Origin of the sequence: Desulfovibrio sp. SGI.102, assembly GCF_050314315.1 — a bacterium.
GTDB lineage: Bacteria > Desulfobacterota > Desulfovibrionia > Desulfovibrionales > Desulfovibrionaceae > Desulfovibrio.
The window spans coordinates 67,328-80,499 of the sequence record NZ_JBNPNC010000003.1; the positions used below are offsets into that span (position 1 = coordinate 67,328).

The following is a 13,172-nucleotide window of genomic DNA, read 5'->3' on the forward strand; positions in this document are numbered from 1 at the left end:
GCTTATATACATTCGGACGCGGCAGGGCAAGATGCCGCAAGGAAGGAAAATGGCAACAGCAAAGATCGAACCGCATATGGTCATGGCCGATGCCCAGGGCAACATCTATGATGATCCCGACCTGCTCATGGTCTGCCGCCGCGGCGAGGAATGGGGCACGCCCCGTCCTGACGAACTCATGCCCCTGCCCGAGGAGAGCGAGCTCTTCCTCCTGCCCGGACGCCGGGCCGTGGGCCTGAACCCCGAGACCGGCGAGATAGAGTGCACCGAGGATCTGGCCGTGGCCGCCTTTGCCGCACCGGCCCATACGCTCTCCGCCCATCCGGCCTACACCAGCGATGCCGACGCCCCCCTGCTGCCCCTGTTCGCCTATGGCGCCGTGGGCTTCGCCAAGGGGCGCTTCTACATCTGTGCCCGTAAGGTGGATGCCGACCAGCGTCAGGAGTTCCGCCACATCCCGCGTTCCCGCATCGAAAAGAACGTGCGGGCCCTGCTGCGCCAGTTCCCCAAGAACCGTCTGGTGGGCCACATCCTCGAAGACTGCGTCATGAAGTACGACTGCCCGGCGGCCCGCAACTTTGCCCTGGGCCGCTTCGAGGCGCCCCTGCCCAGCTCGCGCACCTGCAATGCCCGCTGTGTGGGCTGTATCTCCGAGCAGGACAAGGATTCGCCCATCAACGTGACGCCCCAGTGCCGCCTGACCTTCACCCCCACCCCCGAGGAACTGGTGGAAGTCATGAGCTTCCATGCCGGTCGCGAGACGAAGACGCCCATCTATTCCTTCGGGCAGGGCTGTGAGGGCGATCCCCTCATGAATCCCGACCTGCTGGTGGAAAGCGTGCGCCTGTTCCGCAGCCGGGGCGGCGTGGGCACGGTCAACTGCAATACCAACGCCTCCCGCACCGAGGCCGTGGAGCGTCTGGCCCAGGCGGGCCTCTCCAGCATCCGCGTCAGCCTCAACAGCGCCCGGCCCGAAGTCTACGAGCGCTACTACCGCCCCCACGGCTACAGCTTCGACGACGTGCGCCGCTCCATCGCCGTGGCCCGGAAGAACGGTCTCTGGGTCTCGCTGAACCTGCTCTTCTTCCCCGGTGTCACCGACAGCGAAGGCGAGCTGGAAGCCCTGGCCCGTCTGGTGGGCGAGAACGGCGTGAGCATGATCCAGTGGCGTAACCTCAACATCGACCCCGAATGGTATCTGGGCCTCATGCGCGGCATCGACCACGGCCCCATCATGGGCCTCAGCCTGTTCATGAAGCGTCTGAAAAAACTTTGCCCCTGGCTGCGCTTCGGCTACTTCAACCCCTATGTGGGCGAGAAGGCCGAGCTTACGGCCCCCCTGCCCGGGCAGTGGCAGATGCCTGATCTTTCCGTGGCCGACGCGCCCCTTGCCGGGCCCGCTTCGGAAGATGCCGCCGGGGAGGCGGACGCGGAAGCTGGAGCATAGTTTTTGGGCGGAGGGAGGTTTGCTGTTTCCCGGGGGAGGAGGGCGCTTTTGAAAAAGCGTCCCCCTCCCCCGGGCCCCCTCTCCCCGTAAAACTTTTGCTCCGGTGCGGGTGGCAGGTCCCCGTCTTCGGCTTGCGGGGAGCGATTTCGTTTCGTCATCGGGGAAGGGGAGAGCGCGAGCGTCTCCCGTGCCTAAAAGAGAGGACGCTGCCCGGAGTAACGGCAAGACGGCTTCCGGAGCATGGCATCGTCAGGAACGGCGCAGGGGCGGACGGTGCAGCACGCGGACGGGAGGCTCATCCGTGAGGCGACGGAGGCGTGGATCCCGGGTGAACGGACAGGCTCAGGGCAGGTACGGATAACGGGCGGATATTCCAGCCTGTTTCCCGGGCGGGATGTTTTTGATGGGAAAAAGGATGTTTTTAGTCGGAGATAAATATTTTTCGTCGGGAGACGGTCTTTTGCTTGACGCACGTCCTGTTCTTCTATAGCTTCTTTTTGAAATTGAATTTCTTTTTCTAAACATCCAACGGCGGCCATGCCGCCAGGGAGTTGTCATGAGCAAAGTCCTGATCGTTTTTGGTTCCAGCACCGGCAATACCGAGGGCATCGCCCAGAAACTGGAAGAGATCATCGCCGCCGCAGGCCATGACGTCACGCTGAAAAACGCCGCCGACGTGGATGCCGACGGTCTGGCCGAAGGCTATGATGCCGTGCTGCTGGGCTGCTCCGCCTGGGGTGACGACGAGCTGGAGCTGCAGGACGATTTCATCCCTCTTTATGAGAACATGGAAGCCATGGGCCTTTCGGGCGTCAAACTGTCGGCGTTTGCCTCCGGCGACAGTTCCTACACGCATTTTTGCGGTGCGGTGGACGCCATCGAGGCCAAGGGCAAGGACCTGGGTGCGCAGATCGTGGCTGAGGGGCTGAAAGTGGACGGTACCGTCAGCGATGCCCCTGATGCCGTGCAGGAATTTGCGGCTGCTGTTCTGGCAGCATTGTAGCCGCAAAGGGACCCCGGCCTTCGCCGGGGCGCGTCCTGTGCCTTGCGCGGAGTCTGGCCATGGACTCCGCGCTTCTTTTATGTCCTGTCCCGCCTTCAAGAGGCCTTGGGCATCCCGGGCCTTGCCAGCCGCAGGCAAACATCGTAGCGTGCCGCCATCATCTTTGTTGTGGAGGTCTGTATGGCGATTCTTGTTTGCGGCGGTGCGGGCTATATCGGTTCCCACGCGGTCCATGCCCTGGCAGCGGCCGGGCAGGAAGTCGTGGTGGTGGACAATCTCCAGACGGGCCATGCCGCCGCCGTGGCGGGCAAGGCTGCCTTCGTGCAGGGCGACATCCGCGATGCCGCCTGTCTGGACGGCATCTTCCGCCGTTTCCGCATCGACGGCGTCATGCACTTCGCCGCCGATTCGCAGGTGGGCGAGAGCATGGTCGATCCCCTCAAGTACTTCAACAATAATGTGGGCGGCATGCAGAGCCTGCTGGAAGCCATGGTCCGTCATGGCGTGGGCCGCATCGTGTTCTCGTCCTCGGCGGCGGTCTACGGCGAGCCCGACAGCGTGCCCATCAGCGAGGATGCCCCCACCCGGCCCACCAATCCTTACGGGCACAGCAAACTGATGATGGAGGCCATGATGCGCTGGGTCTCGGTGGCCCATGGCATCCGCTATGTCTCCCTGCGTTATTTCAATGTGGCCGGGGCCCTGGCCGACGGCAGCATCGGCGAGGACCACAGCCCCGAGAGCCATCTCATCCCCCTGGTCCTGCAAGTGCCGCTGGGCCGGCGGCCGCATATCACCATCTTCGGTGATGATTACGCTACGCCCGACGGGACCTGCATCCGCGACTACATCGCCGTCACCGACCTGGTGGACGCCCATATGAGGGCCCTGGATCATCTGCAGCGCGGCGGTGATGACCTCATCTGCAACCTGGGCAACGGGCAGGGCTTTTCCGTGCGCGAGATCGTGGACTGCGCCCGCAAGGTGACCGGTCACGAGATCCCCGTGGTCATGGGGCAGCGGCGCGCGGGCGATCCGGCCCGTCTGGTGGCTTCCGCCCGCAAGGCGCAGCAGGTGCTGGGCTGGCAGCCGCAGCTGGGTGTGGAGGCCATCATCGAATCGGCCTGGCGCTGGCACCGGGAACATCCGCACGGTTACGGCGAACGGCAGTAAGACGGCATCCTGGCGGGGCGTCCGCCATGCGCCGTTCCTGTGGCGGAGGAGCCGTGCAAAGGACGGTAGTGGCAGGCTGGCCTGCCAGAAAAGACAATGTTTTATCCGGGGAGGCATGAGCCTCCCTTTTTTTATGGCCTTGTGCGGGCTTGCTTTTCTTTTGAGGCGCCGCTATCTTAATATTGATAACTTGTACTGATATGAGGTGCCATGTACGGCTATCCCTGCGCGCGACGCGCCTTTTCCTTTTTCATCCTGATGCTGGCCCTGGTCCTTTCCGGGACCGGTGCCGCGGCTGCGGAACTTTCCCGCCCCACCTTTGACCCCTTACGGGAGAAAGCCCCCATGAATAATGACGGATTCCGGATCATTGCCCGCGGTGATGCCGCGGTGCCGCCCCTGACGCCCCGCGAAGCGGACATCATCCTCCGCAAGGCCACGGAAGCCCCGTGGTCCGGTGAGTACGAAAAAAACACGGCCGCCGGGACCTACCTGTGCCGCCAGTGCGGCGTGGCCCTGTACCGTTCTTCGGACAAGTTCGATTCCGGGTGCGGCTGGCCCGCCTTCGACGATGCCCTGCCGGGCATGGTGCGCCGCCAGCCCGATGCCGACGGCCACCGGGTGGAGATCGTTTGCGAGCACTGCGGCGCCCACTTGGGGCATGTTTTTGAGGGCGAAGGCCTGACGGCCAAGAACACCCGCCATTGCGTCAACTCCCTGTCCATGCGCTTCGCCCCTGCGGGCAGCGAAAAGGAAAAGCTGGGCCTGGCCCTGTACGAGCAGGTGCGCAACACCCAGGTGGCCGTGCTGGCGGGCGGGTGCTTCTGGGGCGTGGAAGATGCCCTGAGCAAGCTCCCCGGTGTGGTGGACGTGCGTTCCGGCTACACGGGCGGCCATACCGACCGGCCTTCCTATGAGGATGTCTGCCGGGGCGATACCGGCCATGCCGAAGCCGTGCTGGTGCGCTTCGATCCCAAAAAGATCAGCTATGAGGCCATCGTACGCCGCTTTTTCGAGGTCCACGATCCCACCCAGCTGGACAGGCAGGGCCCGGACGTCGGCAGCCAGTACCGCTCCGCCATCTTCTGGCTGGACGAGTCCCAGAAGCGGACGGCCCAGAAGCTCATGGATGAGCTGCGCGGTCTGGGCTATGACGTGGTGACCCGTCTGGAAAAGGCCGGGGCCTTCTACGAGGCCGAGGCCTACCATCAGGATTTTGCCCGCCGCACGGGCCGGGGCGGCTGCCATCTGGCCGTGCCCCGCTTCGAGCGCCGTGCTGACGGCAGCCCGCGCTAGGGAACTGGCCGCATCCCCATAAAAACAAAAGGCAGGCACGCCGCGATGGTGTGCCTGCCTTTTCGTGTTTTTTGTTTTCAGGGAAGGCGGAATTGGGTTTGCGCCATCTCCCTTGAAGGGCTGCCGTTTTTTGTGCCTGATGCTGTGCGGAGGAAGGGGCTCCTTTTTCGCCAGACAACGGAGATCCTCCCGCCGGACAAGGCCCCTTTCTAGGCCTTGATGCGCCGGACCAGCGGCGCCAGGCAGAAGATGGCCACACCCACCACCACGATGGGCGACAGGGCCCAGCGCAGATCGAACTGATGGGAAAGGAAGCCCACCATGGGCGGGCAGCCCAAAAAGCCCAGGAAACTGAGGGACGAGACCAGCGAGATGGCCACGCTGGGCGGCACGCGCGTGGACTTGCCCGCCAGGCTGTAGCAGAGCGGCACCACGGAGGCCATGCCGAAGCCCACCAGGGCCAGCCCCGCCGTGGCGGGCAGCAGGTCGGGCCAGAGCAGGGCCAGGCTCAGACCGGCGGCGATGCAGAGGCCGCTCAGCTGGAGCACGGGCGTGACCCCGAAGCGGTTCACCAGACCGTCGGCCAGCAGGCGGCCCGTGACCATGGCACACATGCAGGCCAGGTAGCCGGCGCGGATGAGGCTCTCGCCCGGCTGGACCACCTGGGCGAAATAGACGGAGCTCCAGTCATACATGGCGCCTTCCGTGGCCATGCTGCCCAGGGCGATGCAACCGAGCAGGGTCAGATAGAGGTCGGGGCGGAAGGAGCGCTTCCCGCTTTCGGGCGCTGCGGCGCCGATGCGCACTTCCCGGGGCATGGTCCAGGTGCGCAGGCAGCACAGCGTCGCCAGCGTGATGACGAGGATGGCGGCAAAGTGGGGCAGGGGAGCCACGCCCAGCGGCGCCACGATGGAGCCGATGATGCAGCCGGCCACCCCGCCCAGGCTCCACATGCCGTGGAAGGTGGCCATGATGCTGCGGCCGTAAAGGGTCTCCACACCCACGGCCTGGGCATTGAGGGAGATGTTGAGCATGTTGTTGGCAAAGCCGAAGCCCAGCAGGGCCGCGGCCAGCCAGTGCGGGCTGCCGGCCAGGGCCAGGGAGAGCAGGGCGCAGGGCATGAGCATGAGCCCCAGCATGATGACGCGGCGGCTGCGGAAGCGGCCGATGAGCCAGGCCGTGGGCGCGATGGAGAGCATCTCGCCCAGAGGGGCGGCCAGCAGGACGCTGCCCAGGGCCGCGTCGCTCATCTGCAGGGCGGCCTTGATGTCCGGGATGCGGACGGCCCAGGAGGCGAAGACCATGCCCATGACGAAGAAAAAGGCATTGATGGCGGTACGATAGAAGGCCCGGGGCGTACGCGGCAGGATGCGGGCCGCGGCCAGGCGGGGAGTGGAGATGGTCAGTTCCATGACGTATCCTCGATGAAAGCACTGGCGCTCTCCAACAGGACTGTTTGAGCGCACAGGCAACATCTATGCGCATTGCCTCGCCTTGAAAAGTGTTTTTTTTGCGGGGAGCTCCGGCGGGCATGCCTGCTGCTCCTGCTCGGATCCGGCCGTCCGCTCTCCTGGGGATTCAGAGCGGGAGCCCGGCATATCCCGGCTTTCCTGCGGCGCGGACGTTGCATCCTGCGCCGGGCTTGCGTATGGGGAACGGCATACGGAGGTCGTCATGACAAAAAAGATCGTTTCCTGCCTGTTTGCCCTGGCCCTGCTGCTGGGCTCTGTCTTCCCGGCCGCAGCTCTGGAGATCCATATCGACAACAGCCAGGCCCTGGGCGGGAGCCTGGCCCTGCGCTATCTGCGCACGGACGGCGTGTGGGTCACGAAAGGCTGGGTGAACTTCGGTCCGCACAGCAAGCAGACCGTGACCCTGGAGACCTGGAAGCCCGTGTTCTACCTGCATGTGGAAGTAGGCGGCGGTGCGTCCGTGGAGCTGCCGGGCGAAAAGCACCGCTTCTGGGTGGTGCGTGATGTCTTCGAGCTGGAGGGGGATGCCCGCCCGGCGCGTGGCCAGCAGGCGGATTTCATCAAGGTGGAGGTGCGGGGGGACGATCCCCGTTTCACGCTGCGCTTCTGATCCGGGCCGCCGTTGTGGCGGACAGGGCAGCACGGCCATGAGCGTGCCGCAAAAAAGGCAGCCTTTCCGGTGACCGGAGGGCTGCCTTTTTTTGACGGATGATCTTTTCCGCTAGCGGCAGTTGCAGAGCGTCCTGTCGCGCAGGGAGGGCAGGCGGATGCCGCCGCGCGTCAGCTCCAGGCGCAGTTCGGCAAGGCGGCGTTCGATGGCGGCGGGCAGGCGCACACCGGCATGGCGTGCCCAGACCTGGGGCGAGACGATGTCCACGCCGCCGTTGGCCAGGTCATAGGTGATGATCTCGTTACCGGCAAAGGCCCCCCGGGCGGTGGCTTTGACGATCTCGAACACGGCGCGGTCGGCCCGCTTGACGATGCTGGTCAGCATGAGCTTGGGCGCCAGGAATTGCTGGTCCTTGTCCACGCCCACCAGGGGACGCCCCTGGGCGATGGCCGCTTCCACGGCGCCCAGTCCCGCACGCCCGGCCAGCACGGCCAGGGCATTGATGTCCAGCCCCAGCAGTTCTTCGGCCTTGGCGCGGCCTTTTTCAGGAGAGCTGTAGCTGCCTGCCACGCCGTTGATGACGCGCGCGCCCGGGCTTTCCAGCCGGACACCTTCCACAAAGCCGTTGAGCATGGATTTCAGCTGCGGGTCGTCTTCCCCGGCCAGCCAGCCCAGGGTCAGTTCATCGCCGGCGGCGCGTGTCCGGGGAGCGGGCAGCAGGCCGTGCCGGTGCAGCTGGGAGAGCAGGGCACCGGCCAGGAAGGCGGCCTGCTCGTCGGCAAAGGTCACGCACATGATGTTGGCGGCGCGGATGCCCGTATCGATACAGCCGAACTTCGTCTGCCGGAAGTTGGCGGCATTGTTGCGCAAGATCTCGTGCAAGCGGGCCCCGGAGAGCAGGACGAGGTCGGCCTGCCGGGCGGCGGCCCGGAAGATGCCCTCCTGCGTCAGGCCGTTGCTGCCCTGGGGCGGGGCCACCACGACGGCCGTGCGGACGCCCAGCTCCTTCCGGGCCTGCTCCAGCCCCTGGCGCAGCAGATCGTTCCAGCCCCGGTCGGGGGCCGCATCTTCCAGCAGCAGAGCTACGCGCAGGGCCGGGGCCTCGCCGGCCGGAGCCGCCAGGACGGAGGAGAAACAAAAAACGGACAACAGGACGGACAGGCACAGCAGCCGGGTGATATCAAAGCATTTTTTCATGTCAGGCTCCCGGCGGCATACTAGCAGGGGGCCGGAGAGGCCACAAGCGCCCGGGGAGCCGCTTGGAGAAAAATTGAGTAATCGAACAATTTGCATAGTAAAAAGATTGTATTTTACAACATGCTGTTTTTAAATGATAAAAATAATAATATGAAAGATTTTCTGCTATTTTTGAGGCTTTTTTCCTGTCGTTGGGCATTTTTCTGTGAAAAAAAGCACTAGGCAAGCTGTGAAACTTGTGCTAAGTCTCCTGCTCAGGAAACGTGTACTCGTGTTTCGTCCCTGCGTATGGGTTGCGCAGGGGCGGGATGCAACTCCTTGGGACATTGCTTGGAAGGATACGTTATGTCTGCATACGAGCTGCCTGCATGGCTTGACACCCGGTTCATCGAAAACGCGCTCAGTCGTACGGCTGCACCGGACAAGGCGGAGCTTCGGGATATTCTGGACAAATCTCTGGCTCTGAAGTCACTGACCATTCAGGAAGCGACGGCTCTCATGCGGGTGACGGATCCCGAAGACGTTGCCCTGATGATGAAAACGGCGGATGCGGTCAAGCAGAAGGTCTATGGTGACCGTATCGTGCTGACCGCTCCGCTGCACATCTCGAACCATTGCGGCAGTGAATGCCTTTATTGCGCCAATCGCAAGAGCAATACGCTCATCCAGCGCAAGTACATGACCTCGCCCGAGATGCGCGAGGCCGCCGGCAAGCTGATCCGTCAGGGCCACAAGCGCATCGTGCTGGTCTCCGGCCAGCTGCCCAATGCCGATGTGGAATACCTGGCCGAAGCCATCAGCATCATGTACACCGTGTTCGACGGTCACGGCGAAGTCCGCCGCGTCAACGTCAACGTGGGGCCGCTGAATGCCGACCAGTACAGCGTGCTGCTGGATGCTGACGTGGGCAACGTCCTGATCTATCAGGATACCTACCATCCCGATTACTACAAGGCCGCCCATGTGGCCGGGCCCAAGAGCCATTACGAAAAGCGCCTCAACGCGCCTGAAGTGGCCCTGGGCGCCGGTGTGCGCGATGTGGGTCTTGGCCTGCTGCTGGGCCTTGCGCCCTGGCAGTTCGATGTGCTGGCCACCATGCTGCATGTGGCCCATCTCAACCGCCTGTTCGGTGCCGGCGGCCACACCATCAGCATGTTCCGTCTGCGTCCTGCGCCGGACAGCCTGTTCGTGCCCCCGCATCCGCTTTCGGATGACGAATTCCTGCGCTGCGTGGCCATCATGCGTCTGGCCGTGCCCCATGCGGGCGTCGTCGTCACCACGCGTGAGCCTTCCGGCCTGTGGCGTGACGCCTGTAGCAGCGGTGTCTCCCAGGTGTTCACGGGCAGCGTGGGCAGCGCTTACGAGACCTGGAGCGAAAAGCCCGGTCCCGACGGCATCCCCTTCCCGCTGGGCGAAGACACCCATCTGGACGAAGTGGTGCGCTTCCTTATGGAAGAGGCCGAGCACCTGCCCTCGTTCTGTACCGCCTGTCCCCGTTTGGGCCGCAGCGGTGCGGACTTCATGAGCATGGTGCGCGAGTGCGGCATGCGCAGCCAGTGCAGCCCCAACTCCATCGCCTCTTTTGAAGAGTTCCTGCTCAACTACGCGACGCCCTTTACCCGCGAAGCGGGTGAACGCCTGATCGCCCGCAAGCTCCCGCAGATGAGCGATGTGGAGCGCGGCGCGGCAGAACGCCTGTTGCAGAAGGTCAAGTCGGGCCGCATGGACGAATTCATCTAACAGGCAGCGGCCAGGGCCGTTCTTCAGCGAAACCGCCGCCACCGACTGCCAGAAGGCAGACGGTGGCGGTTTTTTATTTTTGTTGGCATAGTCCGTTATCCTGTTTTGCCCAACCCGGGCCACAGACAGGAAAAAAAGGGAGACGCCGTGGCAAAACTCACTGACCGTATCTTTTTTGACAAGCAGGACAGGGACATCCTCGTCCTGGTCAATCGTATCCTTGAAGCGCCCAACGTGCCCTCGCGGGACAATCTTTTCAATCCCGAGCTGCATCCCCACGGCATCAAGGAGCTGGTCACCTCTCCGGCCTCCCGCATGGCCTATGCCGTCATCAACCTGCTGCGCAATCTGGAGGTCGGCGGCTCGCGTGACCGCCTGCTGGCCCTGCAGACCCTGTATGACGAGGTGCTGACCAGCGCCCATTCGGCCCTGCGCCGCAATACCGCCCGTGCGCTCATGCAGATCATGAAGGACATGGTACGCGCCCACGGCGACGAGACCCGTCAGCTCATGCTGGCCCATGACTTCCGCAGCACCGCCCTGGGCACGCCGCGCGTGGTGCGCCGCATGCTGGCGCGCTACCATCTGCCCGAGATGCCCGAAGCCTGGAACCAGCTCGCCTTCGACGACCATGTCTATGACGTGAACACCAAGGGCCGCAAAACGCCCACCCACCTCATCATGGACGCTTGGATCAAAGGCCTGCGTTCCATCACGGTTGTCTACGACAACAGTGTGGATCTGGAGGCCGCCACGGAGGTCATCCACGCTTCGGGCATCGTGGGCATCTCCGTGCGTATCGGCCTGGAGTTCAGCGTGCCCTTCTATGACCGTTTCGTGAATCTGGTCTGGATGCCGCGCGGCTTCAGCTCCGGCAAGGGCTTCCTGGACTTTTTGCGCAGCCCGCAGATGCGGGAGATGCTGGAAAAGGGGCGCGAAGTGCTGCACTGGCGGCGCGAAGTGGCCCTGCACACCCTGGAAGTCTGGAACGAGGACGAGCGTCCCCGTCTGGAGCAGCTCTGGGGAGTATCCGTGGCGCCCATGGGCCTGGAGGAGTTCCTCGACTTCGTGGGGCGTGGCCATGCCTCCCTGCTGCGTCTGGCCGAATACCTGCACAAGCACATCCAGCCCAGCCTGCGGGCCCGGGCCGAGATCCTGCGCGCCCGGCATGACGATCCCGAGGCCATGGAAGAGTTGCAGCGTCTGGACAATCTGGGCCCCGACGATGTGCAGGCCCTGTGGCTGAACCCCGGCCACAACCCGCGCATCCCCAATACGGAGCAGCCGGGCGCCTGCGACAACCTGCCGGAACTGATGTGCATGAGCGCCCAGAAGCTTTCCGCCTATCTCAACGGGCTTGCCACGGGCAACCGTCTGATCCTGGGCACCGAGGGCCTGAGCGTGGAGGACGTGGTGGAGCTGCTCTGGGACTGCGAGGGGCGCATCACCCATCTGGAGCTCTTCAACATGAAGAGCTGGGTGGAAGGGCACCTCAACAATATCGCGGCCATCAACGAATTGCAGCGCGTGCTCAACCAGGGCCTTGCCCCGCGCATGAAGCAGATGGTGCGCCAGATGATCCGGCAGATGGAGATGACGGGCGACGACGAACGCCTGGAAAAGTTCCATGCCATCCTGCGCGACATCCCCAAGCTCTGGGCCGCATACCGCCACGAGCCTCTCAAGTCGCGCCTGGGCAGCAATTCGGCCAGCCGTTCGCGCTCGTACGGCATGGGCCTGGCCATCCGGGAGACGCTGCCGCGCCGGGCCCTGCTGGCCATGAAAAAGTCGGGCAGCCAGCAGTCTGCCATCCCCATCTATTCACCGGTGGAAGAGCAGATCCGCTACAACGAGCCGGAGACCCCCTCGCCCGGGCAGCGTCTGCTGGCCCATTTCCGCTTTTTGCCGGGCTGCGACCATCTGGGCATGGAACGCCGCCGCGTGTGGCGGGCGGCCAGTGAGGATTGCCGCGTCAGCAACCGCGGCAACATGGTCAACCTCGGCGGCCTGAGCCCCTTCCGCGGTAACGGTCTGACCGATGCGCCGCAGGGGGAGGAGGCCCGGCCCGACGGCCAGTACCTCAACAGCAGCCTGAGCAACTGGCTCAAGGTGCTGCTGGGCTTCATCCCGGCCTTCGTCTCCTTCATCTATACGCAGGACTGGTGGTTCCTGGCCTGGTTCGGCACCTTCATCTGGTTCGGCATCACCGGTGTGCGCAACGTGGTCCAGATGGTCATGGCGGCCCGCGGTGCCAAGCGCAGCACCCTGACCCACTGGAAGGAGCACGTCAGCGTCAAACGCATCTGCGATTCGCTCATGTACACGGGCATCTCGGTGCTGCTGCTGGAGGTGATGATCCGCGTCTGGCTCCTGGAGGACTGCTTCGGCGTGACAGTGGCGGAACAGCCCGTGGTGGTCTTCACCGTGCTGAACATCGTCAATGGTTTCTATATCTTCGCGCACAACGTCTACAGGGGCTTCCCCCGCGAGGCGGCCATCGGCAACCTGTTCCGCAGTGCCCTGGCCATCCCGGTCTCGTCCCTGTATGACTTCATCCTTTTCCACCTGCTGCTGCTCTGGGGCATCGCCGATCCCCATCTGTATCTGGTGCCCAGCGCGGCCGTCATCTCCAAGATGGCCTCGGACACCGTGGCAGCCATCATCGAGGGCTACGCCGACAGCCAGGTGAACCTGCGCATGCGTCGCTGGGACTACGAGAGCACCATCAAGCGCATCTTCGACTGCTACACCCAGCTGGAGCTGCTCTTCCCCCGCGAGGACGCCCTGATCTGCCTGGCCCGTCCCGGTGGCCTGCGCGGACGTGGCGGTGAGGAGGCCCAGCGCCTGGAGCGCATCCTCATCATCTGCGCTCTGGACCTGATGTATTTCTGGTTCTATCAGCCGCGCGCCCAGGAGGCTTTCCGGCACAAGGTGCGCTCCATGGCCGAGGCCGACAGGGCCGTGCTGCTCAGCGCCCAGCTGGTGCTGATGCGCGAACGGGAGGTGAGCCAGTTCCTGGTGGACGGCCTGCTTGGGCGCAACTTCTCGAAACCCCTGGCCTTCTTCCTTGACAGGCGCAAGGAATACCTGCGCCTCATGGCGCGCATATGCATCCTTTCAAAACCCCGCGAAGCCCCGGCCTGCCCGGTTCTTTTCGGGGAGGACAAAAAAAGTTGAATCTATTTTATAAAATCTTATTGCCATGGCGGGGCTGGTCGCGTATGTTGATTCCAG

9 protein-coding genes are annotated in these 13,172 nt (G+C 63.9%); 7 read left to right on the forward strand and 2 right to left on the reverse strand.

What is annotated here, in order from left to right:
• Positions 1–49 precede the first annotated feature (49 nt).
• From ACQRCJ_RS01490 to ACQRCJ_RS01505, 4 genes are all read left to right on the forward strand, one after another.
• Complete coding sequence (locus ACQRCJ_RS01490) at positions 50–1,447, forward strand: radical SAM protein (protein ID WP_297159798.1); 1,398 nt, start codon at positions 50–52, stop codon at positions 1,445–1,447.
• A 556-nt stretch (positions 1,448–2,003) separates the two neighbouring features.
• Positions 2,004–2,450, forward strand: a complete 447-nt coding sequence (locus tag ACQRCJ_RS01495; protein WP_168934492.1) for a flavodoxin — start codon at positions 2,004–2,006, stop codon at positions 2,448–2,450.
• A 180-nt stretch (positions 2,451–2,630) separates the two neighbouring features.
• Positions 2,631–3,623: a UDP-glucose 4-epimerase GalE gene (gene galE / locus ACQRCJ_RS01500; RefSeq protein ID WP_168934491.1), complete on the forward strand. Its 993-nt coding sequence runs from the start codon at positions 2,631–2,633 to the stop codon at positions 3,621–3,623.
• Positions 3,624–3,833: 210 nt separating this feature from the next.
• A complete protein-coding gene (locus ACQRCJ_RS01505; RefSeq protein ID WP_300646201.1) occupies positions 3,834–4,919 on the forward strand; it encodes a bifunctional methionine sulfoxide reductase B/A protein in 1,086 nt (361 codons plus the stop codon).
• Between the two features lie 209 nt (positions 4,920–5,128).
• Here the strand turns inward: ACQRCJ_RS01505 and ACQRCJ_RS01510 are convergent, their stop codons facing one another.
• The gene (locus tag ACQRCJ_RS01510) at positions 5,129–6,331 is read right to left on the reverse strand and encodes an MFS transporter (protein WP_204673862.1); all 1,203 of its coding nucleotides are present in this window, start codon (positions 6,329–6,331) and stop codon (positions 5,129–5,131) included.
• 262 nt (positions 6,332–6,593) lie between these two features.
• Between ACQRCJ_RS01510 and ACQRCJ_RS01515 the strand changes: the two genes are divergently transcribed.
• Positions 6,594–7,001, forward strand: a complete 408-nt coding sequence (locus ACQRCJ_RS01515; RefSeq protein WP_168934489.1) for a hypothetical protein — start codon at positions 6,594–6,596, stop codon at positions 6,999–7,001.
• 111 nt (positions 7,002–7,112) lie between these two features.
• Here ACQRCJ_RS01515 and ACQRCJ_RS01520 read toward each other — a convergent pair whose 3' ends face one another.
• Entirely contained in the window at positions 7,113–8,198 is a 1,086-nt protein-coding gene (locus ACQRCJ_RS01520; protein WP_297159446.1) for a BMP family lipoprotein, read from the reverse strand.
• A gap of 345 nt (positions 8,199–8,543) precedes the next feature.
• On the opposite strand from ACQRCJ_RS01520, the gene hydG reads away from it, so the two are divergent.
• Together hydG and ACQRCJ_RS01530 are read left to right on the forward strand one after the other, a co-directional pair.
• Complete coding sequence (gene hydG / locus ACQRCJ_RS01525) at positions 8,544–9,938, forward strand: [FeFe] hydrogenase H-cluster radical SAM maturase HydG (RefSeq protein WP_427799209.1); 1,395 nt, start codon at positions 8,544–8,546, stop codon at positions 9,936–9,938.
• 147 nt (positions 9,939–10,085) lie between these two features.
• Positions 10,086–13,115, forward strand: a complete 3,030-nt coding sequence (locus ACQRCJ_RS01530; RefSeq protein ID WP_297138851.1) for a hypothetical protein — start codon at positions 10,086–10,088, stop codon at positions 13,113–13,115.
• The last annotated feature ends 57 nt before the right edge of the window (positions 13,116–13,172 follow it).